This is a genomic window from Methylobacterium sp. (assembly GCF_028290105.1).
Taxonomy (GTDB): domain Bacteria; phylum Pseudomonadota; class Alphaproteobacteria; order Rhizobiales; family Beijerinckiaceae; genus Methylobacterium.
The window spans coordinates 1-26,110 of sequence record NZ_JAQGKL010000257.1 but is presented as its reverse complement, the minus strand read 5'-3'; the positions used below and the strand labels follow the sequence as shown (position 1 = coordinate 26,110).

The 26,110-nt window shown below is 66.9% G+C and carries 20 protein-coding genes, 1 tRNA gene and 2 pseudogenes; 12 read left to right on the top strand and 11 right to left on the bottom strand.

Features of this window, described 5'->3' with window-relative positions; translation table 11 throughout:
- The coding region (locus JWQ05_RS18075) for a glucosidase (protein ID WP_299661344.1) at positions 1-2,650 on the bottom strand (2,650 nt) is incomplete at its 3' end.
- Positions 2,651-3,038: 388 nt separating this feature from the next.
- Here JWQ05_RS18075 and JWQ05_RS18070 point away from each other — a divergent pair.
- Positions 3,039-3,443, top strand: a complete 405-nt coding sequence (locus JWQ05_RS18070; protein ID WP_299661350.1) for a DUF1236 domain-containing protein — start codon at positions 3,039-3,041, stop codon at positions 3,441-3,443.
- A gap of 37 nt (positions 3,444-3,480) precedes the next feature.
- Here the strand turns inward: JWQ05_RS18070 and JWQ05_RS18065 are convergent, their stop codons facing one another.
- The 7 genes from JWQ05_RS18065 to JWQ05_RS18035 are packed head-to-tail and all read right to left on the bottom strand — an operon-like array spanning position 3,481 to position 11,714.
- On the bottom strand, positions 3,481-4,173 hold the full coding sequence (locus tag JWQ05_RS18065; RefSeq protein ID WP_299661341.1) for a response regulator transcription factor: 693 nt from the start codon (positions 4,171-4,173) through the stop codon (positions 3,481-3,483).
- The gene (locus JWQ05_RS18060) at positions 4,170-6,887 is read right to left on the bottom strand and encodes a sensor histidine kinase KdpD (protein WP_299661339.1); all 2,718 of its coding nucleotides are present in this window, start codon (positions 6,885-6,887) and stop codon (positions 4,170-4,172) included. The genes JWQ05_RS18065 and JWQ05_RS18060 overlap by 4 nt, the downstream gene beginning before the upstream one ends.
- 25 nt (positions 6,888-6,912) lie before the next feature.
- A complete protein-coding gene (locus JWQ05_RS18055) occupies positions 6,913-7,518 on the bottom strand; it encodes a K(+)-transporting ATPase subunit C (protein ID WP_299661336.1) in 606 nt (201 codons plus the stop codon).
- 24 nt (positions 7,519-7,542) lie between these two features.
- Positions 7,543-9,633, bottom strand: a complete 2,091-nt coding sequence (gene kdpB / locus JWQ05_RS18050) for a potassium-transporting ATPase subunit KdpB (protein ID WP_299661333.1) — start codon at positions 9,631-9,633, stop codon at positions 7,543-7,545.
- Between the two features lie 58 nt (positions 9,634-9,691).
- Positions 9,692-9,883 (bottom strand): hypothetical protein, encoded by a 192-nt coding sequence (locus JWQ05_RS18045; protein ID WP_299661330.1) that lies wholly within the window; start codon positions 9,881-9,883, stop codon positions 9,692-9,694.
- 3 nt (positions 9,884-9,886) lie between these two features.
- A complete protein-coding gene (kdpA, locus tag JWQ05_RS18040) occupies positions 9,887-11,602 on the bottom strand; it encodes a potassium-transporting ATPase subunit KdpA (protein WP_299661327.1) in 1,716 nt (571 codons plus the stop codon).
- A gap of 22 nt (positions 11,603-11,624) precedes the next feature.
- The gene (locus JWQ05_RS18035; protein WP_036267122.1) at positions 11,625-11,714 is read right to left on the bottom strand and encodes a K(+)-transporting ATPase subunit F; all 90 of its coding nucleotides are present in this window, start codon (positions 11,712-11,714) and stop codon (positions 11,625-11,627) included.
- 559 nt (positions 11,715-12,273) lie between these two features.
- On the opposite strand from JWQ05_RS18035, the gene JWQ05_RS18030 reads away from it, so the two are divergent.
- From JWQ05_RS18030 to JWQ05_RS18000, 7 genes and pseudogenes are all read left to right on the top strand, one after another.
- Positions 12,274-12,711, top strand: a complete 438-nt coding sequence (locus JWQ05_RS18030) for a hypothetical protein (protein WP_299661305.1) — start codon at positions 12,274-12,276, stop codon at positions 12,709-12,711.
- 225 nt (positions 12,712-12,936) lie between these two features.
- Positions 12,937-14,940, top strand: coding sequence for an acetyl/propionyl/methylcrotonyl-CoA carboxylase subunit alpha (locus JWQ05_RS18025; RefSeq protein WP_299661302.1), 2,004 nt, complete (start codon positions 12,937-12,939; stop codon positions 14,938-14,940).
- Positions 14,941-14,953: 13 nt separating this feature from the next.
- The gene (locus tag JWQ05_RS18020) at positions 14,954-15,385 is read left to right on the top strand and encodes a gamma-glutamylcyclotransferase (RefSeq protein WP_299661300.1); all 432 of its coding nucleotides are present in this window, start codon (positions 14,954-14,956) and stop codon (positions 15,383-15,385) included.
- Between the two features lie 170 nt (positions 15,386-15,555).
- Positions 15,556-16,395: a formate/nitrite transporter family protein gene (locus JWQ05_RS18015; protein ID WP_299661297.1), complete on the top strand. Its 840-nt coding sequence runs from the start codon at positions 15,556-15,558 to the stop codon at positions 16,393-16,395.
- 18 nt (positions 16,396-16,413) lie between these two features.
- Positions 16,414-16,695, top strand: a pseudogene (locus JWQ05_RS18010) (acylphosphatase).
- A gap of 97 nt (positions 16,696-16,792) precedes the next feature.
- On the top strand, positions 16,793-17,515 hold the full coding sequence (locus tag JWQ05_RS18005; RefSeq protein WP_299661294.1) for a DUF599 domain-containing protein: 723 nt from the start codon (positions 16,793-16,795) through the stop codon (positions 17,513-17,515).
- Between the two features lie 149 nt (positions 17,516-17,664).
- Positions 17,665-17,925 carry a DUF3253 domain-containing protein gene (locus tag JWQ05_RS18000; protein ID WP_299661348.1) on the top strand — a complete coding sequence of 87 codons (261 nt, stop codon included), beginning with the start codon at positions 17,665-17,667 and terminating at the stop codon, positions 17,923-17,925.
- On the opposite strand, the gene JWQ05_RS17995 is transcribed toward JWQ05_RS18000, so the two are convergent.
- Positions 17,883-18,716, bottom strand: a complete 834-nt coding sequence (locus JWQ05_RS17995; protein WP_299661346.1) for a YdcF family protein — start codon at positions 18,714-18,716, stop codon at positions 17,883-17,885. The two genes, JWQ05_RS18000 and JWQ05_RS17995, sit on opposite strands and share 43 nt — an antisense overlap.
- A gap of 279 nt (positions 18,717-18,995) precedes the next feature.
- On the opposite strand from JWQ05_RS17995, the gene JWQ05_RS17990 reads away from it, so the two are divergent.
- Together JWQ05_RS17990 and JWQ05_RS17985 are read left to right on the top strand one after the other, a co-directional pair.
- The gene (locus tag JWQ05_RS17990; RefSeq protein WP_299661291.1) at positions 18,996-19,262 is read left to right on the top strand and encodes a hypothetical protein; all 267 of its coding nucleotides are present in this window, start codon (positions 18,996-18,998) and stop codon (positions 19,260-19,262) included.
- A 551-nt stretch (positions 19,263-19,813) separates the two neighbouring features.
- Complete coding sequence (locus JWQ05_RS17985) at positions 19,814-22,087, top strand: EAL domain-containing protein (RefSeq protein WP_299661288.1); 2,274 nt, start codon at positions 19,814-19,816, stop codon at positions 22,085-22,087.
- A gap of 7 nt (positions 22,088-22,094) precedes the next feature.
- Here the strand turns inward: JWQ05_RS17985 and JWQ05_RS17980 are convergent, their stop codons facing one another.
- A complete protein-coding gene (locus JWQ05_RS17980; RefSeq protein WP_299661285.1) occupies positions 22,095-23,924 on the bottom strand; it encodes a thioesterase family protein in 1,830 nt (609 codons plus the stop codon).
- Between the two features lie 677 nt (positions 23,925-24,601).
- Here JWQ05_RS17980 and JWQ05_RS17975 point away from each other — a divergent pair.
- Positions 24,602-24,997, top strand: a complete 396-nt coding sequence (locus tag JWQ05_RS17975) for a hypothetical protein (RefSeq protein ID WP_299661282.1) — start codon at positions 24,602-24,604, stop codon at positions 24,995-24,997.
- Positions 24,998-25,382: 385 nt separating this feature from the next.
- Here the strand turns inward: JWQ05_RS17975 and JWQ05_RS17970 are convergent.
- Positions 25,383-25,457, bottom strand: a tRNA-Glu gene (locus JWQ05_RS17970).
- 342 nt (positions 25,458-25,799) lie between these two features.
- Here JWQ05_RS17970 and JWQ05_RS17965 point away from each other — a divergent pair.
- Positions 25,800-26,110: pseudogene (locus JWQ05_RS17965) on the top strand (23S rRNA (guanosine(2251)-2'-O)-methyltransferase RlmB); the annotation flags it as partial.

The following is a 26,110-nucleotide window of genomic DNA, read 5'->3' as shown; positions in this document are numbered from 1 at the left end:
CCGGACGCCGGGCGCGGCTGTGCAGCAGGTTGAGGATCAGGGCCGTCCAGCCCGTCTGGTGCGAGGCGCCGAGCCCCCGGCCGGTATCGCCGTCGAAGAACTCGTGGAACAGCAACGCCTCCTCGCTGCCCGGTGCCGGCGGGATCGGCGTCCGGTCGCCGAAGATCGGGCGGCTCCCGTCCTCGCCCTTGGCGAACAACGCGATCAGCCGGTCTTCCAGGGCGTCCGCGATCGCGTTGAGGGTGAGCGACGCGCCGGAGCCCGTCGGATACTCCACCAGGAAGTCGTCGCCGTAATAGGTGTGGAACCGGCGCAGGGCCTCGATGATGAGGTAGTTCATCGGCATCCAGACGGGACCACGCCAGTTCGAGTTGCCGCCGAACATGTTCGAGGTGGAATCCGCCGGATCGTAGCGAACCGTGAAGGACGCGCCGAACTCGTTGAGCGCATAGGGCTTGTCGCGATGCGCCTTCGACAGCGAGCGGATCCCGTGGGCCGACAGGAACTCGGCCTCGTCGAGCATCCGCCTGAGGAGTGCCTTCATGCGGTGTCCGCGCAGGAGCGAGAGGAGCTTGCGGTCACCCACACCACCCTCGGTCCAGCGCGAGACGAGGCAGGCGAGGTGCGGACGGTTCTCCAGCACCCAGTTCATGCGCCGCGCAAAATCCGGCAGGCGCTGGAGAACGGAGGGCTCGATCACCTCCACGGCGAAGAGCGGCACGAGGCCGACCACCGAGCGCACGCGTAGCGGCAGCATCCCGCCGCCGGGGATATCGACCTCGTCGTAGTAGAACTCGTCCTCCTCGTCCCAGAGTCCGAAGCCCTCGCCACCCATGTCGGTCATCGCCTCGGCGATGAGGAGGAAGTGCTCGAAGAACTTCGAGGCGGTGCTCTCGTAGACGTCGTTGTGAAGCGCGAGTTCGAGGGCGATGCGCATCATGTTGAGCGCGTACATCGCCATCCAGGCGGTGCCGTCGGCCTGGTGGATGCGGCCGAAGCCGGGGGGCGGGCGCGAACGGTCGAACACCCCGACATTGTCGAGGCCGAGGAAGCCGCCCTGGAAGACGTTGCGGCCATCCGCGTCCTTGCGGTTCACCCACCAGGTGAAGTTGATGAGGAGCTTGTGGAACACGCCTTCGAGGAAGGCGATGTCGCCGCGCCCACCGCGCCGGTCGCGATCGATCTCGAACACCCGATAGGTCGCCCAGGCATGGACCGGCGGGTTGGCGTCGCCGAACTCCCATTCGTAGGCGGGAAGCTGGCCGTTCGGGTGCATGTACCATTCGCGGGTGAGAAGCAGGAGCTGCTTCTTGGCGAAATCCGGATCGAGGAGGGCGAGCGGCAGGCAGTGGAAGGCGAGATCCCAGGCGGCGAACCAGGGATATTCCCACTTGTCCGGCATCGAGAGCACGTCGGCTCCGGCGAAGTGGCGCCAGTGGACGTTGCGGCCGCCGTCGCGCTCCTGTGGCGGCACCGGCTGGAGCGGATCGCCCTTGAGCCAGAGGCGGACATCGTAGGAATAGAGCTGCTTCGACCAGATCAGGCCGGCGGCGGCCTGACGGAAAATCGCCCGGGAATCCTCGTCCGCGATGCCGTCCTGGAGCGAATCGTAGAAGGCGTCGGCCTCCGCGATGCGCCGGTGCACGATGGTGCCCTCGCGGTCCACCGGGCGCAGCCGCGTGCCCGCCGAGAGCCGCAAGGTGACCCGCGTCGTCTCCCCCGGCTCGAGCTGGCGAAAGTAGTGCAGGCCGAGCTTGGTCCCGCCGTCGCGGCGCACGGCGCCGTCGTCGCCGTCGACGATGGCCGCGTGGAGTCCGTCCTTGAAGGGCCCCGGCGCGTCCCGCTGCCAGCCATGCAGGCGCAGGTTGGTGTCGTTCTCGCAGAACAGCGGGTCGGGGTAGCCGTCGAAGGACAGGCGGTAGGCGCCGAGGCGCGGGTGCTCGCAGGCGACCCCGCCGTCGGACCGGAGTGCGAGGCGGGGACGCGGCTCGGCGGTCTCGGCCCGCCAAGCCCAGGTGTTGCGGAACCACAGCTGCGGGATGATGTGGAGGTCCGCCGCCTCAGGACCACGGTTCGTCGCGGTGATCACCACGTGGATGTCCTCCACCTCCTCCTTGGCGTATTCCACCGTGACGTCGAAGAAGCGGTCATCCGCGAAGATTCCCGTATCCTCGATCTCGTATTCCGGCTGGTCGCGGCCGCGCCGCAACCCCTCGCGCACGAGGTCGTCGTAGGGGTAGGCGCCTTGCGGGTAGCGGTAGAGGAACTTCAGGTAGGCGTGGCTCGGCACCGCGTCGAGGTAGTGGTAGATCTCCTTGACGTCCTCGCCGTGGTTGCCCTCCTCGTTGGCGAGGCCGAACAGACGCTCCTTCAGGATGTGGTCTCGCCCGTTCCAGAGGGCGAGCGACAGGCACATGCGCCCGCGCTCGTCGCAGATCCCCGCCAGGCCGTCCTCGCCCCAGCGATAGGCACGGGAACGCGCCTCCTCGTGGGGTAGCGAGCGCCAGGCATTGCCGTCGCGGCTGTAATCCTCGCGGACCGTTCCCCATTGGCGCTCGCTGAGATACGGCCCCCAGAGGGACCAGGGCCGCTCGGCGCGCCCCTGCTCGGCGATGCGGCGGCGCTCCGCCCAGCCGTCGAGCTCGCTCACGCGCGCGGCCCCCGGGCAACGACGATCGCGCGTCGCGGCGATGCCGGGCGGTGGCGCCTGAGCGGGTGAGACGTTCGAACGGACGAGAATGCGGTCATCGGGTGCCGGTGGCTTGGGTTCGACGGGCGCAGGGATGCATCATCAGCGCCAAGCTCGCCACGCGGCGATCACTTTCCACCCACCCGCTCCTCGGTGCCTCCGGCGAAACGCTTTTCCGAGACCGCGCCGGCCTCGGATCGGTATCCGGGGGGATCGGTGTCGCGTATGGGCCACATCGTCCCACGGCATGCGCGAGACCCGGTATCGATCAATCCCCACCCGCGTTACCTCTCCATCACCGGCCCCGATCCAGACCGGTCAGCGACGCGGAGTTTCCACGATGACCATCATGCGCCTTGCCGCCGTCCCGGCGCTCCTGATCGCCGGCCTCAGCGGAGCGCAGGCCCAGGGTCTCGCGCAGGGCGCGAAGGAAGGTGCGGCGCGGGGCGAGAACGCGGCCGGACCGCTCGGAGCCGTGGTCGGCGGCGCCATCGGGGCGGCGGTGGGCACCGCGAACGGGCTGCTGGGCATCGACCGCCGCGAGCGCTTCCGCATCTACGCGCTGGCGGAACGCCGCCCGTCCTTCGCCTATGCGGGCACCGTTCGGGCCGGGGCCGTCCTGCCCGAGAACGGCGTCGTCTATTACGACGTCCCGTCCGAGTTCGCGCTCTCCGGCTACAACTACACCATCGTCAACGACCATCCGGTCCTGGTGGACCCGCGCACCCGGCGCATCGTCGAGGTCATCGACTGATCCGCTCGTCCGGTCAGTTGGCCGATGGGCGGAGCCCTCAAGCGCCCTTGTCCGTCGGGGCCCGAAGGCGGTAGCCGACGCCGGTCTCCGTCAGGAGGATGCGGGGGCGCTCGGGGTCTGCCTCGAGCTTCTGGCGGAGCTGGCGGATGTAGACGCGCAGGTATTGCGGGTCCGAGGAGGTCGAGACGGCCTTCATCAACTGGGCGTGGGTCAGGGCCTTGCCCGCGTGCTGCACCAGCACGCGGAGAAAGTCGTACTCGCGGGGCGTCAGCTTCACCTCGGCGCCCCGGACCCGGACGATGCGGCGCACCAGATCGACGCTGAGGCCATCGACCTCGAAGATCGCACGCTCCCCCTGGACGGCCAGCTGATGGCGCAGGGCCGCGCGGATGCGGGCCAGCAGCTCGCCCATGCCGAAGGGCTTCGTCACGTAGTCGTCGGCGCCGAGATCGAGGGCCTCGACCTTGCCCGGCTCGTCGTCGCGGCTCGACAGCACGACGACCGGAAGATCGGGAAAATCGGTCCGGATTCGACGCAGCAGGTCGTGGCCGCGCATGTCGGGCAGCCCGAGATCCAGGATGATCAGGTCGATCGTTTCCCGTCCCAGGATGTCGAGGGCGAGGGTGCCGTTCGGCGCGTCGAAGGTCTCGTAACCTTGGGTCGCGAGGCCGACCCGGAGCAGCTTGCGGATGGCCGGCTCGTCGTCGACGACGAGGATGCGGATGCTCATGCGGCCACGTCCGGCCGGGCGTCGCGAATGCCGGGGACCGGCAGGATCAGGGTGAAGACGGCGCCCTTGCGGTCCTGGCGATTGCCGGCCGTGAGGGTTCCGCCCATGGCCTCGGTGAAGCCGCGCGCGATGGCGAGGCCGAGCCCCGTTCCCGCCCGGACGCTGTCGGCCTTCCGGACCCGGTAGAACTTGTCGAAAATCGTCTCCACCTCCGCCTCCGGCAGACCCTCGCCCTCGTCGAGCACCCGCAGGCATACCCGACCGTGGCGGACTTCGCCCGTCACCGTGATGGTGGAGGCATCGGGAGCGTACTTCGCCGCGTTGTCGAGAAGGTTGACCAGAACCTGTTCGAACAGAACCGGGTCGAGCCGGAGCGCGGGGAGGGCCGGGGACAGTTCGAGCACGACCCGGTGCGCCCCGAGGATCGCCCCGAGCCGCCGCAGCGCCGTATCGACGATCTCGCCCACCTCCTGCGGCGTGAGGGCCGCCGCCACCGCGCCGGCTTCCAGCCGGGTCATGTCAAGCAGGTTGACGATGAAGCGGTTCAAGCGCTCCGATTCGGCGATGATGGTGGTCAGGAGATCCACCTTGGCGTCCCGAGGCAGCACATCCTCAAGGTCCCTCAGGCTGGTGGCGGCGCCCAGAACCGACGACAGGGGTGTGCGCAGGTCGTGGGAGATCGAGGTCAGCAGGGCTTGGCGCAACCGGTCCGTCTCGGCGTCCCGGGCGGCCCCGGCGAGGTCCTCGACGAGGCGGACCCGCTCGATGGCGAGCGCTCCCATGTCCGCGAGGGCATCCAGCAATCGGCGCTCCTCCGGTGTCAGGATCGGCCCCGGCCGGTCCGTGTCGAGACCGATCGCCCCGATGGTACCGCGCCCGGTCCGCATCGGCAGGAACAAGCGCCGGGCGCCCGGGAGGGTGTCGGCGCCCCGCCCCGCCGGGCGATCGTTGTCGAAGGCCCATTTCGCCGCGGCCAGATCCGCCGCGTCCAGCCGATCTTCGGGGGGGAAGCCGGCGCGGACGGCGATGGACGCCTCCTCCGGCAGGAGCAGCACGACCCGGACCCGCAGCATGGCGGCGATCTGGGCGCAGGTCGCCCAGAGCACGTCGTCGAGGGTGGCGCAGGCCGAGAGCTTGCGGCTGAAGCCGTAGAGCCGCTCGGTGGCGCGCGCCCGCGTCTGGCTGATCACCGCGAGCGCGCGGGACCGCGACGCGAGGTTCGAGACCAGCACCGCCACCAGGGTGAACAGCACGAAAGCCGCCACGTTCGTCGGGTCGGCGATGGTGAGGGTATAGATCGGCGGCAGGAAGAAGAAATTGTAGGCGAGCGAGGACGCGAGGACGGCGACGAGGGAGGGACCGAGACCGAACCGGACAGCCACCGCGACGATGGCGGTGAGCAGGATCAGGTCCGCGTTCTCCACGCCCGTATAGGGCTGCAGCAGGATCGCGAGGCCGAGCCCGATGGCCGTGGCGAGAACGGAGAACGCGTAGGCACGCGGTTCGAGGGGCGGGCTCGGGGGCGCGGTGGCCACACTCCTGCGCGAGACAGGTTCGGCCACGGCCTCGCCGGGGACGACATGGATGCTGATGTCGCCGCTGCTCCGGACGAGATCGTGCACCACCGATCCGTTCAGGATCTCGAAGACCCAGGACCGCGTCGCCTTGCCGACCACGATGTGGTTGACGTTGGTCGAGCGGGCATAGGCGAGGATGTCCTCCGAGACGCGGCGGCTGCCCGGCAGCGTCACCGCTTCGCCGCCGAGACGGTCCGCGAGCCGCAGGGTGTCGGCGATCCGGTCGCGCTCGGCCTCCTTCAGTCCGGCGCTGCGCGGGCCCTCTACGGCGAGGGCGCTCCAGGGAGCATGCAGGCGATCGGCGAGGCGCTTGGCGTAGCGCACGAGGCCCGACGAGCGGGCATCTTCGCTGATACAGACCAGTACCCGCTCGCCCGCCCCCCAGGGCCCCGGGATCGCGTTGGCCCGCATGTGGCTGAGGAGTTCGTCGTCCACCCGGTCGGCGGTCCGGCGCAATGCCAGTTCACGCAGGGCGGTGAGATTACCGCGCGAAAAGTAATGCTTCAGCGCCCGCTCGGCGTTCTTGGGCACGTAGACCTTGCCTGCCTTCAGGCGCTCGATGAGATCGTCGGGATTGAGGTCCACCACCTCGATGTCGTCGGCCCGGTCGAGGATGCCGTCCGGCACCGTTTCGCGCACGCGGATGCGGGTGATCTGCGCCACGACGTCGTTGAGGCTCTCCACGTGCTGGATGTTGAGCGTGGTGTAGACGTCGATGCCAGCATCGAGCAGTTCCTCGACATCCTGGTAGCGCTTGGGGTGGCGGGAGCCCGGCACATTGGTGTGGGCGAGTTCGTCGACGAGGGCCAGCGCCGGCCTGCGCGCGAGGATCGCATCGAGATCCATCTCCTCGATGCGGCCGCCCTGATAGGCGACCTCTCGGCGGGGTATGATTTCGAGGCCCGCGACCAGCGCCTCGGTCTCCAGGCGACCATGAGTCTCGACGAGGCCCACGACCATGTCGGTCCCGGCCGTCCGGCGAGCCCGGCCGATGGTCAGCATCTCGTAGGTCTTGCCCACCCCCGGGGCGGCGCCGAGGAAGACTTTCAGCCGCCCGCGCCGGCCCTCCTCCCGGCGCGCCCGCTCCAGCAGCGCGTCGGGGGAGGGGCGGTTCGGTTCGCGGCCGTCCAGGGGCATTCGGGGCTGGTCCTTGCCGGAAGCACTACTTCCGGGAAATGTCGTCGAGGGCGAGGTTCAGCGCCAGCACATTGATACGCGGCTCGCCGAGAAGGCCGAGTTCACGTCCCTGCACGCGTGCAGAGATGAGGTCGCGCAGGCGATCTTCGCCGAGACCGCGCACCTTCGCCACCCGGGGTACCTGGAACAGGGCGGCATCGGGGGAGATGTCGGGGTCGAGCCCGGAGCCGCTGGTGGTCACGAGATCGACCGGCACGGTCCCGGCCGGGTTTTCCGCTTTCAGCGTCTCGACGTCCGCCTTCACGCGCTCGGCGAGGGCCGCGCTGGTGGGGCCGAGATTGGAGCCCGCCGAGTTGGCGGCATTGTAAGGCGCCGGCACGGTCTTGCTGGCGTCGCTCGGGTCGGCGGCCGTGGTCGCCGAGGGCCGGCCGTGGAAATAGGCCGGTCCGGTGAAGGACTGCCCGATCAGGCGGGAGCCGACCACGGTACCGTCGCGCACGATCAGGCTGCCGGCGGCCTGCGCGGGAAAGAGCACGCCTGCGATTCCCGTCATGGCGAGGGGGTAGGCGAGCCCCGTGATCGCCGTGAGGGCGAAAAGAACGACGAAGGCGGGGCGGAGGTGGGACAGCATGGCGGATGGCTTCCGATTAAAGGGTCAGGCGAGGTGCAGGGCGGAGACGGCGAGATCGATGGCCTTGATGCCCACGAAGGGGACGACGATGCCGCCGAGGCCGTAGACGAGCAGGTTGCGCCGGAGCAGCGAGGCCGCCCCGACGGCGCGGTAGGAGACTCCGCGCAGGGCCAGCGGGATCAGCGCGACGATGATGAGCGCGTTGAAGATGATCGCCGAGAGGATCGCGCTCTGAGGCGAGGCCAGCCCCATGACGTTGAGCGCCTGGAGCTGCGGATAGAGCCCGAGGAACATCGCCGGGATGATGGCGAAGTACTTGGCGACGTCGTTGGCGATGGAGAACGTGGTGAGTGCGCCGCGCGTCATCAGCAACTGCTTGCCGATGCCCACGATCTCGATGAGCTTGGTCGGGTCGGAATCGAGGTCGACCATGTTGCCGGCCTCGCGGGCCGCCACCGTGCCGGTGTTCATGGCCACACCGACATCGGCCTGCGCCAGCGCCGGGGCGTCGTTGGTGCCGTCGCCGCACATGGCCACGAGCTTTCCCTGCGCCTGCTCCTTGCGGATCAGCGCAAGCTTGTCCTCCGGCGTGGCCTGCGCCAGGAAATCGTCGACCCCGGCTTCCGCCGCGATGGCCGCGGCGGTCATCGGGTTGTCGCCGGTGATCATCACCGTGCGGATGCCCATGCGACGCAGCTCCGCAAAACGCTCGCGGATGCCGCCCTTCACGATGTCCTTGAGGTAGACGACGCCGAGCAACTGGCCGTCGCGGGTCACCGCGAGCGGAGTGCCGCCGGCCTTGGCGATATCCTCGGCGATGGCCTGGATCTCGCGCACGGTCTCGCTCGCCACAGCCGGGCTGTAGGCCAGCGCCGCGTTCGAGCCCCGCGTGGCCACCGGCGTCTGGCTCACCGACCCGATGATCGAGTCGACCGCGCCTTTGCGGATGGACGAACCGTCGAGGTCGACGCCGCTCATCCGGGTCTGAGCCGTGAAGGGCACGAAAGTCGCGTTGAGGTTTCCCATGTCACGGGCGCGAATGCCGTACCGGTCCTTGGCGAGCACGACGATGGAGCGGCCCTCGGGGGTCTCGTCGGCGAGCGACGCCAACTGGGCAGCATCGGCGAGGTCCTGCTCGGAGACGCCGCGCACGGGGCGGAACTCCGTGGCTTGGCGGTTGCCGAGCGTGATGGTGCCGGTCTTGTCGAGGAGCAGGGTGTCGACGTCGCCGGCCGCTTCCACGGCGCGGCCCGACATGGCCAGCACGTTGAAGCGCACGAGCCGGTCCATGCCGGCGATGCCGATGGCCGAGAGGAGCGCGCCGATGGTGGTGGGGATGAGGGTCACGAACAGGGCCACCAGTACGATCAACGGGATCGCGCCGCTGGCATAGCTCGCGAAGCTCGGGATGCTCGCCACCGCGAACACGAAGACGATGGTCAGGCCCGCGAGCAGGATGTTGAGCGCGATCTCGTTGGGGGTCTTCTGGCGCGAGGCGCCCTCCACCAGGGCGATCATGCGATCGACGAAGGTCGAGCCGGCGGCCGCCGTGATGCGGACCCTGATCGCGTCGGACAGAACCTCCGTGCCGCCGGTCACCGCCGAGCGGTCTCCGCCGGATTCGCGGATCACGGGGGCGGATTCACCCGTGATCGCGGCCTCGTTGACGGAGGCGACGCCCGCGATGACCTCGCCGTCCGACGGGATCAGGTCCCCGGCTTCCACCAGCACGACGTCGCCGACCTTCAGGGACGTCCCGGGCACGGTCTCGAAGGCGGGGCCGCCGCCGACGAGGCGCTTGGCCTGCATCTCGGTGCGGGTACGCCTCAGGCTGTCGGCCTGGGCCTTGCCGCGCCCCTCTGCCAGGGCCTCGGCGAAGTTGGCGAAGATCAGGGTGAACCAGAGCCAGAGGATGATCTGGCCCGAGAAGAACAGTCCCGAGGCGCCGGTCAGGAGATCGCGCACGAACAGGATCGTGGTCAGGACGGCGACCACCTCGACGACGAACATGACGGGGTTCTTCACCATCAGGCGCGGGTCGAGTTTTCGCAGGGAGCCGAGAAGCGCCGGCCCGACGAGGGCGGCGCTGAAGAGGGATGCGGTGGGACGGGACATGGATCGGGTGTCCGATGTGAGAGGGTGAGCCCGGGCGCGCCGGGCCGACGGGTGGTCGTCAGGGGGCCAGGGCCCGGCCGACCAGGCCAGCCAGCGCGAGCAGGCCGAGGCCACCGAGGAGCGCCACGCCGAGGAGGGCGAGGATCAGGTCGGACAGGCGGATGGGCCTCGGCTCGCCCGTGGGACGCGATCGCGGCCGGTGCAGGTTGAGATGGTGCCGGTGGCGGCGGGGTCGGGCGGGGGCCGTCATCGCTCAGCCCCCCGTCGAGAAGGTCTGGCCGGCCGAGCCCGCGAGGTGCTCGACGATGGGGCCGAGCGCCAGGGACGGAAAGAAGGTGAGCCCGCCGACGATCAGGATGACGCCGACCAGCAGGCCGACGAACAGGCCGCCATGGGTCGGCAGGGTTCCGGCCGAGGCCGGCACCGTCTTCTTGGCGGCGAGCGAACCGGCAATCGCCAGCGCCGGGATGATCACGAAGAACCGCCCCACCAGCATGCCGAGGGCGAGCGTGGTGTTGTAGAAGAGCGTGTTGCCCGTCAGGCCGCCGAAGGCCGAGCCGTTGTTCGCCGCCGCCGAGGTGAAGGCGTAGAGGATCTCGGAGAAGCCGTGCGGCCCCGCATTGGCGGGCCCCGCGAGACCGGCGAGCAGGACGGCGGCCAGCGCCGTGAAGCCCAGCATCATCAGGGGCAGGCACAGGATGGCGAGCATCGCCATCTTGACCTCGCGTCCTTCGATCTTCTTGCCGAGATATTCGGGCGTGCGCCCGACCATCAGCCCCGCCACGAAGATCGCCACGATGACGAAGACCAGCATGCCGTAGAGGCCCGCGCCGACACCGCCGACGATGATCTCGCCGAGTTGCATGTTGATCATAGGGATCATGCCGCCGAGCGCCGTGAAGCTGTCGTGCATGGCGTTCACCGCGCCGCAGGACGCCGCCGTGGTCACCACCGCGAACAGGGCGGAGCCGAGGATGCCGAAGCGGACCTCCTTGCCCTCCAGGTTGCCGCCGGAAAGGCCGAGCCCGTCGAGGACGGGGCTTCCCGCGCCTTCCGCCCAGTAGGTCACCGTGACGCCGGCCAGGAACAGCACCGTCATGGCGGCGAGGATCGCCCAGCCCTGGCGCTCGTCGCCGACCGTCCGGCCGAAGAGGTTGGTCAGCGCGGCGCCGAGCGCAAAGATCGAAACCATCTGCACGAAGTTCGAAAACGCGGTCGGGTTCTCGAAGGGATGGGCCGCGTTGGCGTTGAAGAAGCCGCCGCCGTTGGTGCCCAGCATCTTGATGGCGACCTGGCTCGCCACCGGCCCGACCGCGATGGTCTGCCTGGCGCCCTCCAGCGTCGTCGCCTCGACATAAGCACCGAGGGTCTGCGGAATGCCTTGGCCGACGAGGAACAGCGTGTAGACCACGCAGAGCGGCAGGAGCACGTAGAGGGTGCAGCGCGTGACATCGACCCAGAACGAGCCGACGGTCTTCGACGAGGCGCGGCTGAACCCCCGGGTCAGGGCCACCGCCAGCGCGATCCCGGTGGCGGCCGAGAGGAAGTTCTGGTGGGTCAGGCCCAGCATCTGGGACAGGTAGGAGAGGGTGCTCTCGCCCCCGTAATTCTGCCAGTTCGTGTTGGTGACGAAGCTCGCCGCGGTGTTGAAGGCGAGATCGGGGGCGACCGCCGACTGCCCGGCCGGATTGAAGGGGAGCCAATCCTGCGCACGCAGCAGCCCGTAGAGGGCGAGAAAGCCCAGAACGTGGAACGCCAGCATGGCGAGGCCGTAGCCGAGCCAGCTCTGCTCCTGGCGTGCGTCGATGCCGGCCGCGCGGTAGAGCCCGTGCTCGATGGGCGCCAGCATCGGCGACAGGATGGTGCGCTCGCCGCTGAAGACGCGCGTCATGTACCCGCCGAGGGGCCTGACGAGCGCCAGGACGACCGCGCAGAACAGCGCGATCTGAAGCCAGCCGTTGATGGTCATGGAGGGTCTTCCTTCGGGCCCGTCAGAACCGCTCGGGGCGGACGAGGGCGTAGGTGAGGTAGCCGAGCAGCCCGAGGGTCACGAGGGCGCCGAGTGTCAGGTCGAGGGTCATGGGGGCCGCCTCAGAGGCGTTCGCAGAGGGTGGCGTAGCCGGCGGCCAGACCGAAGAAGGTGAGGCCGGCGGCGATGAAAAGGATGTCGAGCATGGATGTCTGGTCCGTCGGCGCCCGGTCCCGGTGACCGTCGCCGAGGTCCGTTATGCCGGCCTTCCGCGTTAGGGATCGAGACGGACGCGGGTGCGATCGTGTGAGGATCTCATCAGGATCGGGGGCCTGTTCGTGACCGACCAGACCGAGGTCGGGTCCAGAAAATCGCCCGCTGTCACACGCGCGGTTCGCCCTTCTTCGATCACGGCGCCCTGAGCCACTCCGGAGTGGGTCTCGTCGTGTCGGGCGACCGCACCATGATCATCGCAGCGCCGACCGGACGTGCACCTCCACGATGGCAGAAGCCCGCGAGTCATCATTTCGAAAGGCTCATTCGTGAGCAGGCTTTAACCTGAACGTTGATTCAGATTTGGCCGTTAACTGCTTGAACGATGCCGTCCTGCATAGTCGAACCATCGACAGGGACACAGACCGGCGAAGACAAAGCCGGGGAGGTATCAAGAGATGATCAACCTTTCGCTTCAGGTTTTCTGTAACCGTATCGTCGCCGCCGGCCGCGTCAGCGCCGACGACGTGCAGGATCTCGGTCGACACGTGCTGCCCGACGGCCTGGCGAGCCGCGACGAGGCCGACATGCTGATCGCCCTCGACCGGGTCGTGACCGCGACCGACGACGCCTTCGGCGACTGGCTCGTGGCTTCGGTGGTGGATTTCGCGGTCTGGGGCGAACGGCCGACCGGTTACATCGACGCCGAGGTGGCGCGCTGGCTCGTCGCCTCGCTGCGCAACGGGACCGGCCCGACTCGCCTCGCCGCGCGGATCGCCCGCGAGGTCGTCCGGGAAGCCGAGGCCAGCGACGAGGCACTCATCGCCTTCGCGCTGGCGGCGAACCGTCACGACACCGACGCGCTGACCCGGGCGACGATGCGCCTCGCCGCCTGAGGGGCGTCCGCACCATCTGGCAATCGATCTCCTGGAGTCGGCGGTAGATCGGATACAAAATCCATTTGTGCATCGCACCAACATCGGCACGGCGTTGCACGCTTCAAAACACGCGAGCCGCCCGGATCAGTCAGCTTCCCGAAGCCGCATAACTGCTTTAACGGGGACGAGCTTGGGCGTTTCAGGACGCCTCACCTTCCCTGACCGACCAGAGTGCGCGGAAAGATGTTCGAGAAGATTCTGATCGCGAATCGTGGCGAGATCGCCTGTCGCATCATCAAGACCGCCCGGCGCATGGGCATCAAGACGGTCGCGGTCTACTCGGACGCTGACCGCGATGCCCTCCACGTCGCCATGGCCGACGAGGCCGTGCACATCGGGCCCGCCCCGGCGGCGCAGTCCTACCTTCTGGCCGAGAAGATCATCGAGGCCTGCAAGCAGACCGGCGCCCAAGCCGTGCATCCCGGCTACGGCTTCCTTTCCGAGCGAGAATCCTTCCCCCGCGCCCTCGAGGCGGCCGGCATCGTCTTCATCGGCCCCAACCCCGCGGCGATCGCGGCGATGGGCGACAAGATCGAATCGAAGAAGGCCGCCTCGGCGGCGACCGTCTCCACGGTGCCGGGCTTCCTCGGCGTCATCGAGTCGCCGGAGCACGCGGTCACGATCGCGGACGAGATCGGCTACCCGGTGATGATCAAGGCGTCCGCCGGCGGCGGCGGCAAGGGCATGCGCATCGCGCATTCGTCCGGTGAGGTCGCCGAGGGCTTTGCCCGCGCCAAATCCGAGGCCGCCTCGTCCTTCGGCGACGACCGCGTCTTCGTGGAAAAGTTCATCACCGACCCGCGCCACATCGAGATTCAGGTGATCGGCGACAAGCACGGCAACGTGATCTACCTCGGCGAGCGCGAATGCTCGATCCAGCGCCGCAACCAGAAGGTCATTGAGGAGGCTCCGTCGCCGCTCCTCGACGAGGCGACCCGGCGCAAGATGGGCGAGCAGGCGGTCGCCCTGGCCAAGGCCGTGAACTACGATTCGGCCGGTACGGTGGAGTTCGTGGCCGGCCAGGACAAGTCGTTCTACTTCCTCGAGATGAACACCCGGCTCCAGGTCGAGCATCCGGTCACCGAGATGATCACCGGGCTCGACCTCGTCGAGCTGATGATCCGCGTCGCGGCCGGCGAGGCCCTGCCGCTGAAGCAGGACGAGGTGAAGCTCAACGGCTGGGCCGTCGAGAGCCGCGTCTACGCGGAAGATCCGACCCGCAACTTCCTGCCCTCGATCGGCCGCCTCACGACGTACCGGCCGCCGGCGGAAGGGCAATTCGGCACCGCCACCGTGCGCAACGACACCGGCGTGGAGGAGGGTGGCGAGATCGCGATCCACTACGATCCGATGATCGCCAAGCTGGTGACCTGGGCACCGACCCGCGCAGAGGCCATCGAATCGCAGGGCGAGGCGCTCGACGCCTTCGCCATCGATGGCATCCGCCACAACATCCCGTTCCTCTCCGCCCTGATGGCGCACCCGCGCTGGCGTTCCGGCGAGCTTTCCACGGGCTTCATCGCCGAGGAGTTCCCCGAAGGCTTCGTGGCACCCGAGCCGAAGGGCGACATCGCCCGCCGCATGGCGGCGGCGGCGGCGGCCATCGACCACAAGATGAACCAGCGCAAGCGCGGCATCTCCGGCCAGATGCGCGACCCGGCCCTGCTGCATTTCGAGCGCGACCGCGTCGTGGTGCTGGCGGGCGAGTCCCATGCGGTCACCGTCGAGGCGGTGGGCGGAACGCTCATCGTCAAGGCCGAGGACGGCGAGAGCTGGACGGTGTCGAGCGACTGGCGACCCGGTGAGCCGGTCTGGCAGGGCGAGATCGCCGGCACCCGCGTGGCCATGCAGGTGCGTCCGCTCCTCAACGGTGTCGCCCTGCAGCATGCCGGCGCTGCGGCGCAGGCGCGGGTCTACACCCAGCGCGAGGCCGCGCTCGCCGCCTTGATGCCGATCAAGGAGGATGCGGGGTCCGGCAAGCAGGTGCTCTGCCCGATGCCCGGTCTCGTGAAGGCGATCCTGGTCAAGGAAGGCCAGGAGGTGAAGAACGGCGAGCCCCTCGCCATCGTCGAGGCGATGAAGATGGAGAACGTGCTGCGCGCCGAGCGCGATGCCACGGTCGCCAAGATCGCAGCGAAGGAGGGCGACAGCCTCGCGGTGGACGCGGTGATCCTCGAATTCGCCTGACCACGCACGGACGATGCCGCTTTACTTCGCCTACGGCGCGAACATGGACGCCGCCGCGATGGCGGCGCGCTGTCCGCGTTCGACGCTGATCGGGCAGGGGCGGCTGAACCGCCACCGCTTCATCATCATGCGCGAGGGCTACGCCTCGGTGGTGCGCGATCCGCGCTCCTGCGTCTGGGGTGTCCTCTGGGATCTGGCGCTGAGCGACGTCTCGGCCCTCGATCGCTACGAGGGCGTGGCTTCCGGCCTCTACAGCAAGGCGACGCAGCCGGTCTCGGTGACCGGCGGCTCGAAGCGCGCGCTGATCTATCTCGGCGGCACGAGTGTCACGGGGGCGCCGCGTCCGGGCTACCTCGAATCCGTGATCGCGGCGGCGGGCGCTGCCCAGTTGCCCGTAGCGTACCGCGCCGAACTGCAGACATGGCTACGCGGCCGGGCCCGTTGAGTCACACGACATCAGGCGGACGTTGAAGAACATGGCGCTCATCGCCACGGAATTCGCGTATCGCGTGCAGGAAGACGACAGGGCACGCTCGCGGTCCACCTGATCCCGAAGCGTTTGGCCTCGCGCTTGCTTGGCAAACCCATCCAAGCAGCTTTGAGGAAGAGACGTCGATGGATTTCGTCAAACCCGCCGACATGGCCGCGGCCATGAGCGAGGCCGGAATCGTCCGCTCCGAATTGTCGATCCGCGACATGCTCGTGCGCGGTATGATGGCCGGAGCTCTGCTCGGCATCGCCACCAGCCTCGCGCTCACCGGCGCGGTCCAGACCGGTGTGCCCTTCGTCGGAGCGATCGTGTTCCCGGTCGGGTTCGTGATGATCGTCTGCCTCGGGCTCGAACTCTGCACCGGAAATTTCGGCATCCTCGCCCTGTCCTTCATGGAGGGCCGGGTCGGCTTGCGCCCGATGATGCGCAACTTCGCCTGGGGCTTCGTCGGCAACCTCCTGGGTAGCGTCCTCTACGCGGTGCTTCTGGTGATCGCCCTGACCAATGCCTGGCACACGCCGCCCGCCGGCGTGGCGCAGCGGATCATCGACATCACGCTGGCCAAGACGACCGCCTACGAGACCCTGGGCAGCGCCGGGATGCTGACCTGCTTCGTCAAGGCGATGCTGTGCAACTGGATGGTGTGCCTCGGGGTCACCATGTCGATGATGTCGACCTCGACCTTCGGCAAGATCCTCGGGGCCTGGCTGCCGATCTTCCTGTTCTTCGCGCAGGGCTTCGAGCATGCGGTGGTGAACATGTTCATGATCCCGGCCGGCATGATGCTCGGCGCCCATGTCTCCTTCGAGCAATGGTGGGTCTGGAACCAGATCCCGGTGACGCTGGGCAACTTCGTCGGCGGCGTGCTCTTCATCTCGCTGGCGTGGTATCTCACCTTCCGGAGCGGTGCCGCCAAGCCGGTCCGCAGCGCCGAGCCCCGCGCGGAAGGCGTGGCCGCCCGCTGACCGGGATGGAGACCACGCATGACATTTGAGGTCCGAACCGTCGCGGCGGTGATTCGCGGACGGGTCCAGGGCGTCGGCTACCGGATGTGAACGCGGGGCGAGGCCGAGCGCCTCGGCCTGTCGGGACACGTGCGCAACCGGACGGACGGGGCGGTGGAAGCCCTGTTCTGCGGGCCTCCCGACGCCGTTGCAACCATGCTGGAAGCTTGCCGGCAGGGGCCGCCGGGCGCCTCGGTGACGGAGATCGTGGTCCACGAACGCGGCCATGACGCGGCTGACCTTTCCTTCGCGATCCGCTGAATCCATTCGCGGCCCGCGCCGCGCCTGGACAGCGCGCCGGCATCCGCGCTAGCGCCCCGGGACGGGCCGCCGATTGTCGGCCGCGAGATCGGACGCGATGCCCAACCCCGCCTTTTCCTATCTCGACTTCGCGGCGCTCTGCTATTTCATCGCCGCCTGGGCAGGCTACGGCATCGCCGTCGCGCGCATGCGCGGACGGCGCACCAGCCTCAGCCAGATCATGAACGCGCAGCGCGCGGAGTGGGCCCGCCAGCTCATCGGGCGCGACAATCGCGTGGTCGACACCACCATCAACGCCTCGCTGCAGAACGGTACCGCCTTCTTCGCCTCCACCTCGCTCATCGCGCTCGGGGGCGTACTCACCCTTTCGCGCTCGGGCGACGACGTGCTCACGCTGTTCGGAGCCTTGCCCTTCGGGGCGGTTGCCAGCCGGGTGACCTGGGAGATCAAGGTCGCGGGCCTGGCCGTCGTGTTCGTCTACGCGTTCTTCAAGTTCTCCTGGGCCTACCGGCTGTTCAATTACGGAGCGATCCTCCTCGGCGCCGTGCCACCGAAGGGTTCCGGAGCGACGCTGGAAGAGATGCAGCGGGCGGCGCGCAAGGCGGCCGCGATGAACATCGCCGCCGGCAGCCATTTCGCGCGCGGACAGCGAGCCTTCTTCTTCGCGCTGGCCTATCTCGGCTGGTTCGTGAGCCCATGGCTCCTCATGCTGACCACCACCGCAGTGGTGCTGGTGATGTGGCGCCGGCAATTCGCTTCGAAAATTCGCGCGGCCCTGCTGGCGGAAGACGACGGGACAGGGCAGGGGTGGAAGCCATGACGATACCGAAAAAGCCGACGCGCCAGCGCACCTCCTCGCCGAAGAAGCCGCCCGCGGCGCCGAGCAAGGCGCCTGCGCCGAAAGCGGCACCGAAAGCGCCCGCGCGCGCCGGCGCCCGGCCCGAGCCCAGGGGGCCGTCCGAGGAGGCGATCTCGGAGACGATCCTGCGCCTCATCGCGGCCCGCGACCCCGGCAAGACCATCTGCCCCTCGGAGGTGGCGCGAGAGCTCGCCGGGCCACATCCGGAAAACTGGAGCCCGCTGATGCAGCCCATCCGGCGCGTGGCGGTCCGCATGACCAAAGCGGGCGAGGTGGCGATCCTGCGCAAGGGCAAGGCCGTCGAGGATCCTGAGGATTTTCGGGGCATCTACAGGCTTGGCGCGGCCTCCTCGGCTTCCGACGAGGCCTGAGGCGCCGGCAGCCAAGCATCCGTGTAGCCGGCGAGCCGATAGGCGACGAGCCCTAGCCATTCCTTGGCCATCAGGTCGAGGAACATCAGCCCCTCGGAGGCGAAGCCGTTGACGCGGAGGGCGTCGCCCCAGCCGCCGGTGCGGTAATCCACCGGATAGGCCGTCACGCTGAACCCGGCCTGCCGGAAGCAGCCGATGGCGCGCGGCATGTGCCAGGCCGACGTCACGAGAAGCCAGCGCTCCTCGGGCTTCGGCTTGACCATGTCGGCGGTGAAAAGGGCGTTCTCCCGGGTATTCCGCGAGCGGTCCTCCAGGATCAAGCGTGTCCGGGGCAGGCCCATCGTGTCGGCGTAGCGCCCGACGATCTCGGATTCGGAGGTGGCGCTGCCCCCCAGGCTGCCGCTGCCGCCGCTGAAGACGAGGCGGCTCTGGGGATAGCGCCGGGCGAGGTCCGCCATGGCGATCTGGCGCTCTCCCGCGTCGTTGACGGCGAGTTGGCGCCGTTCCGCCGAGGTCCGCGTCTCGATGGCACCGCCGAGAACGATGATGCCGGTCACCGGCCGGTCGTCCACCGCGTAGGCGGGGAAGCGCTCTTCCAGGGGCAGGGCGACGAGACCGGCCAGCGGCGAGAGGCCGGCGACGAGGAGCAGGACACCCCCAAGGCCTCCGAGGGCCAGACCGAGGCGACGCCATCCGGCCGCCACGAGGCCGAACCCGATGATGACCAGGAGAGTAAGCGCGTTCGACGGCGTGACGAGAAAGTAGAGCAGCTTCGAGAGCGGGAAGAACATCGGGACGGCCGGCACCTGCGGGGAGGAGAGGGCGTGATACCCCATGCATCCGCATCCTGTCCCGCATCGGATATCGATCGCGTCACCGAACACCGTCGCAGACGCCATGCCCTCTGAGGCCATGCCCGCTGAGGCCATTTGGCCGGTTCTCTCACGTCCGAACTCGTGACAGAAACCGTCCTCAACAAGACCGAAGCTCCGACCAGAGATTGCACTCCGGGCCCGAACAGCTTAGGTTAATAGTGATGGTGGGATAAATTCCCACGGAAACGCGGTCCCATGCCTCGCTATTTCATCGATCTCCACGACGGGGCACACTACGTCAAGGACAAGGTCGGCTTCGAACTCGCCGACGAGTCGGCGGTGCGTGGCAAGCTCGTCCGGATCATGGCCAAGATCGCCCAGGAGCTGAGCGTCGAGACGGAGCGCCAGGACTATCTGGCGATCGTGCGCGACGAGGCGGCGGCGGTGCTCTACCGCGCCCACCTCTCCCTGGATATCGAGAAGGTCAACGGCGCCGTCGACCTTCCCCGCGACGCGTCCTGAGACCAATTGGAACGGGCTGCCGCTGCGCACTGCTACAGCCCGTGAAGAGCCGAAACCGGTTCTGCCCACGCGCTGACCACCTTGGAAAGCAGAGGTGACGTCGCGCCGATCGTACCTCGCATTTTCCGCATCGATCGGTCGTTCGTGAGTCGTGTGGCTACCAACGATACTCGTGCAATCCTATCCATCCCACGATTCGGAAAGACGAGCCCGTAAATCGGGATGGCATGGCCGTATTCGGCACTTCGATCGTCGGCACGTCCAGATCGAGTATTCCCCGCCACTTCGATGTCACGGAATCACGCTTTTGAAGCAGCACTCAGCGACCGTCACGACACACTATTAGTTTTATTTTATCTCCGATGTTTACGATATATTCGGCAAATAAGTCGTTATCTTTTGGTAAAAGGCCGAGGTGGAGGTACGTTAAGGAGTCCGTCACGCGTCGATCCATACAAGTGCCCTGATGCGGGGGTGCGTTTGTGGCGCTGGAAACATTCGTTTCTTTTCTGATCGACACGGATCGCAGGACCGCGCCCCTGGATTCCAGCTTGCGCGGTCGCGCGCGCGTCGAACAGCTCGACGTCGCTCTGCGTCTCGTGCCCTTTACGGTCCTTGTCAGTCTGAGCGTCGTACAGGTCATCGTTTTCCTGTATTGGAACTCGCAATACTGGCTCTATATCGGGCTGCTTGAGGCCCTGATCCTTCCGATAGCCGTCGGCACGCTTCAGCAATGCTGGAGATGGCGCTCCCAGGCCAAACCGGTCGAGGTGAGCCTGGGCTTCGTCCGCGGCGTCGTGATCGTCGCCTTCATCTACGGAAGCCTGCTCGCATCCATCCCGGTCATGCTGTTCGGGCACGCCGACGCGAACGGTCGCCTTCTGATCGCGGCGAGCTGTGCCGGCCTCATCGCCACGGGCATGAGTGCATCCGTGCTGCCCCGCGCGGCCATCGGCTATTCCGGGCCCATCATCGTCGGGTCGTTCACAGCCCTCGTCATGACCGGCGAGCAGTTCTACGTCTATGTCGGTCTGCTGCTGACGTTCTATACCGCGTTCGTCTGGCTGACGATCATCCATCTCAGTCGCCTCGTCACGATGCGGGTCATCGCGCAGGCGGATCTCGAACGGCAGCAGGAATTCACCCATCTTCTGCTGAACGAGTTCGAGGAAAGCGCCAGCGACTGGCTCTGGGAGGCCGATGCGGACCTGCGCCTGCACTACGTCTCGCCGCGCCTGATCGAGGTCGCGGGCTCGTCCGAACGCCAGCTCCAGGGGCTTCCCCTGGAGCGCCTGTTCCTGCCGTCCGTGGCCGCCCCGGCGGGCCACCCGGGGACGGGCCTTTGGCAGCATATCAAGGAGCGCCGGGCCTTTCGGAACATCCTGCTGCCCATCGATATCTCCGGCGAACGACGCACCTGGTTCATCAGCGGCAAGCCGATCTTCAACCGCAACGGCGCCTTTGCGGGCTATCGCGGCGTCGGCTCCGACGTGACCGAGAAGAAGCGCTCCGAGGAGCGGCTGTCCTACCTCGCGCTGCACGATTCCCTAACGGATCTGCCGAATCGCGTCCTCTTCCAGCAACGGCTCGACGAGGCTCACGCGGCGATCGAGGACGGCGGGCAATTTGCGGTTCTCGCCCTCGATCTCGACGAGTTCAAGAGCGTGAACGACACGTTCGGCCACGCCATCGGGGACGCTTTGCTGCGTGCGATGGCGTCTCGCATCCGCCGTTCCGCCCCCGAGGTGCTCCTGGCCCGTCTGGCGGGCGACGAGTTCGCGATCCTCGCCACGGGGCCGAGCACGCGCAACGACCAGACGCTCGAAGCCCTGGCCAACGGGATCGTCGACGCCGTCGCGGCGCCGTTCCACATCGAGGGGATCAGCGTGAACGTCGGTGTCAGCATCGGGATCGCGGTCGCTCCGAGGGACGGAAGCCGCGAGATCATGCGTCGGGCGGACGTGGCGCTCTATCGGATGAAAAACGAGGGCCGCAACGGCTATCGCTTCTACGAAGCCGAGATGGACGAGCGGATCGAGGCCCGCCGGGCGCTCGCGGCGGACCTGCGGGGCGCCCTCGATCGCGACGAGTTCGTGCTCTACTTCCAGCCGATCGTGAGCACTGCCGACAGCCGGATCCATGCCTTCGAGGCCCTGCTGCGCTGGAAGCATCAGGCGCGCGGTTTCGTCTCCCCGGCCGAATTCATTCCCCTCGCGGAAGAGACCGGGATGATCATTCCGCTGGGCGAATGGGTCATCCGGGAAGCCTGCCGCACCGCGGCGGTCTGGCCCGGCGGCATCCGGATTGCCGTCAACCTGTCGCCGATCCAGTTCCGCCATTCGGACTTGCCGCTCATCGTCCGGTCGGCCCTGCGGGACAGTGGGCTTCCCGCCGCCAGCCTCGAACTCGAAGTCACCGAGTCCGTTTTCTTGGAGGCGACGCCGGCCGTCCATTCGACGCTGATGAAGTTGCGCGAGATGAACGTCCGACTTTCACTGGACGATTTCGGAACGGGCTACTCGAGCCTGAGCTACCTGCGCCGCATCGCCTTCGACAAGATCAAGATCGACCAGAGCTTCGTGCGCGACCTGCCTCACGAAAAGAGCGCCGCCGCGATCGTGCGGACGATCGTGGATCTCGGAAGGAGCCTCGACATGACGATCACCGCGGAGGGGGTCGAAACGGAGGCCCAGCGCATCTGCCTGACGCAGCAAGGCTGCCACGAACTCCAGGGATACCTGTTCGCCAAGCCCCTGCCACTCAAGGAGGCGACGGCGCTGGCCACCATGCGCTTCCTTCAGCCGACGCAGCCGCACGCGGCCTGACCTTCGGTCAGCGAACGCCGATCGCCGCGCTCTCGGCGGTTTCGAGTGGCGCCTGGACGGCGTGGGGCGAGGCCTTGGGCCAATAGGGCAGGAAGCCTTCGACGATCGAGCGCGGAATGTCCAAGGGCCGGAACTGCTGCGTATCCACGAACATCAGGGATTGCTCGCCGCGCCCGAGCAGCCCGTGCATCTCGCTGTGGATCTCGTGCGCCAGGGTGACGAACTTCCGGTTGTGATTGGCGATCTTCAGGCGGACGATGATCGGTTCGAACTCCGCGGCTTCCCGGCGAAAATCGTGCGTGAAGGATTTCGTCAGGACGTAGAAGCTCGTCGTCTTCAGGTCGAACCGCGGCATGCAGATGTTGAAGAACAGCTCCCGGGTCTTTCCGACCCAGCGGACGTAATTGGCGAAGTACACGTTCCCGACCGAATTCGTATCGTCGTAAGTCGGGATCATGCGCATCACGAACCATTGCCCGTCGAACCCGTGCGACATCACCGCGTCCTCGCGCGCCATCGTTACCACGGAGGTCCCGGTCGCGATGGGCTTGCTCGCGGTCGGCTCCACGTCCGACGCCGGTGCGGCGGTACCAGTCCTGCCGCCCCAGCCCAGGAGTTCCAGGGCCATGGGAAGCGCGCCGATCAGCGCGATCAGGGGAGCGACGGCCATGAAGGCCGGGATCGGCGTGACGTAGCCCGCCAGAAAGATCAGCGCCGCGGTCAGGCCGATCATGTAGCTCAGCACGGGGTCGTGACGGCCCCTGGCACCGAGCGTCTCGCAGACGAGGCAGCCCGCGGCCCCGACGAGGAGCGTCGCGAAGGGCAGCATCAGGTACATCATGGACAGGTTGGCGACGATCATGGCGACCGCGAGCCCCACGGCGGCGAACACGATCCAGATGGGGGACGAGACCAGGCCCGCCGGAACGAAGGCGAGCAGGGGCGACGAGCTTCGCGCCGTGACCGCCGTCATGAACCAGCGTGTGGCGGCATAGAAGCTGTCGAAGGTCGAAGCGGCCGCGATGACGGTCCACACCACGAAGGGCAGCGCGAGGCCGTCGAGCGGGTGGCGGCCGATCGCGAGGGCGACCGCCGGCTGCGCGCCGGCGATCCCGTCCGCCGAGATGACGCTGCCCGTGGGGCCGGCCGATGCGGCGAGCAGGGCGTTGATGGCCAGAAGGCCGAAGAACAGGATCGCGCCGGCGCCGTAGGCCACCCGGATCGATGCCCCCTCGCGCCGGATCTCCACCGCCCGCTGCCAATGCTGCACATCCATCCACGGTCCGAGCAGGAATCCCACAAGGGTCGGGATGGCGAGACCGTAGAACCGATCATCGGCCACGAAAGCGGGGAGACTGGCAGCCTCCGACGACGGCGAGAACCGCCATAAGGCTAGAGCGGACGCGATGAGGCCGATCGCCAGATAAGCACTGTGGAGTGTTTTCAGGCCCTTCAACGAGACTGCGTGTCCGATCGAGCAGGCGGCCAGGATGAGTACGCAGATTCCAAGCCCGGCACCGGCGCCAAACAGAGGAAACCACGCGTACATCGCGAAGCTGAAAACTGTAATCGAAAACGCGAAAAGTTGGCATAACTGGAAAAGAAAGGCGTATTTTGAGCCGATCGCGGCAAGAATACTGCCAGGGTTTCTCTGAGACGCTCCAAGCACCCATCCGAATAAGCAGAGACCTAGGGCGTTCGGTATGGCAAAGGCGAGAAAACCTAGCCATCCATTCGTCAAGGTCACGTGGATCGCGTAGAAAAACCCAAGCCCCCAGAACCATGACAACGCGACGGTGGGAGACCAAGCCAAAGAGCGAGCAAAACTAGATTTCATTTTAATCACTCGGATAACTGTCTCACGAGGTATCTAGCCGATCAAACCTCTCAATGGAACCGACTTGTCGCAGGAACGCGCGTTTCGTCGATGCATGACCTCTGAGAGAAGATCGTGCTTCCACATCGTTCAGTTCGGTGGACGCGCTTCCATGGGAAGCCGATTTGGCGGCAGATCCGCCTCACGTCGGCGATCACGCGGTCGATCCATCTCGGGTCCCGTGTTGGCGGCGGACCTGATCAGCGCGATGCAGTCAACCTAAAGACCCGACATACTTCTTCCAGTTGCGTTTGGGCTTCAGCCTTTCATTTTCACGGTGACGGTCGGCATCGTGCCGTTTCCATCACAAGCGAGCAGCCTCCGTCAGGGTGCCCGCCGCGCAGGTAGCGCGAACCTCATCCGGTTCCGGATGTGGAAGCCCGCCCCAGCGTCCGCGTTTCGCAGCAACAATCAGCGTCCGATCATCGCGATGCTCGGAGTATCCGCGTAATGCATAAGCGTGTTCCGAGCGCTGGAATAGGCGACAGCGTTGATGCTTCGGCGCAATTCCAAATAGGGACGCGGAAAACATCGCTGCCGGCAGCGCGCGTCACTTGGTCATTCACGTATTCAAGCATATTCTCAGGGCGCTTAAATGAATGAGCCTTGTTAGGACTTGACGCGGAACAAGTCGGATCATGTCAAAGAGCCTCGGTCAGCGATTGCGGGAGCAAGACGCGGAGCGCAAGCGGATCGGATGGGAGACTGTCCGAGAGCGTGAGGCCCTGACACCCGAAGGCTATACGGAGAACGAAGCGAAGCTTGCCGCTCTATTCGAGAAGGCCAAGAGTTCCGTGACCTATGCGATCAGCAGAAATCGAACTGTCAAGCGGGTCAACATGGCCGACCTGCCGCCGTTCGTCCTTTCGGGTAAACTCCCCAGCAACCTCAAGCACCCCTACCACCACATCTTCGAGACCTACGCGACCTGGGGCGAAGAGAACGACCTCATGCTCGATTTCCGCTATCAGCACGACGGCGGGGGCTTGCAGGGTTGGTACGAAATTGCCTTCGTGCCACGTGACGACGCATAGCGAAGATCCTTGCAGCCGGCCCAAACACAGCGGCGGATCCGTTCGCATGCAGATCTGTGCACTTTCGCTGCAAGTAAAGCGGGGATCTTGTCTGCTCACGTCAAGTATCTGACTGGCGCGGCGGTTCATCCATGTCGACACAATATTTCAATAGAAATGTGATGGTATCGTCTATAACCGCTAGAAATTGGCGCGCGGAGTACTGAGGGTACCGATACCACATTGATCGCAGATCACAGAAAAAATGCTGATGCTGTGAACATGGATCATGCACTAAGAAATATTCAGTGCGTCACACTCCAATCATCAGCTTGGTTCACCGAGAGATGGCGCATCGAACCTCGCGATCATATTCTGACCAAGTTATCGCGGCACAATACTGTGTTGGCGCGCCTACGGGGAGTCGAACCCCGCTCTGATCCTTGAAAGGGACCTGTCCTAACCGATAGACGATAGGCGCTTTAGTTCAACAATGCCAGTTTGTTACGTTCGTACAGCCGGGTCGTCAACCACCAGTTCAGCCCCAAGACCATCCCTCGAAGGCAGGGCTTGGTAGACCTACCACACCTAAACCCTTGCACCTACACACTTGGTAGGATGGTAGGGGTATAAAGGCGTCCTGGACCGCTAGACGAAGGGCGCTGCTGCGGCGAGGGGTTCTATATGCGGCTTCCCTCCCGGGGGCAACGGGGATTCGCCGGGGAGTTTGTCGCTTGACGAACGCGACGCCGATCGGTTTGTCGGTTTCTCCATCGGCTCGCCTGCACTCTTCGCGGGCGGCCGGACAGCGGACCTGAGATTCATGACGACGCGACGCGACGGCCCGCCCGGCCCGAGGACGACGAAGCCCGGCTTTTCGCGAGGTCCGTTCCGGCGCGGGCCGGCGCAGAACCAGCGCGGGGCCGCGAGCGTGCCGGCGGACTCCGGCGACCACGTGGTGCTGTATGGCTGGCACCCGGTGGCGCAGGCGCGGGCCAACGAAGGGCGCAAGCTCCATCGGCTCCTCCCCACCGAGAACGCCATGGCGCGTTTGACCGAGGAGATCGGGACCCTGCGGATCGACCCCGAACTCGTGCGCCCCAGCGCGATCAACGCGCTGCTCGGGCCGGACGC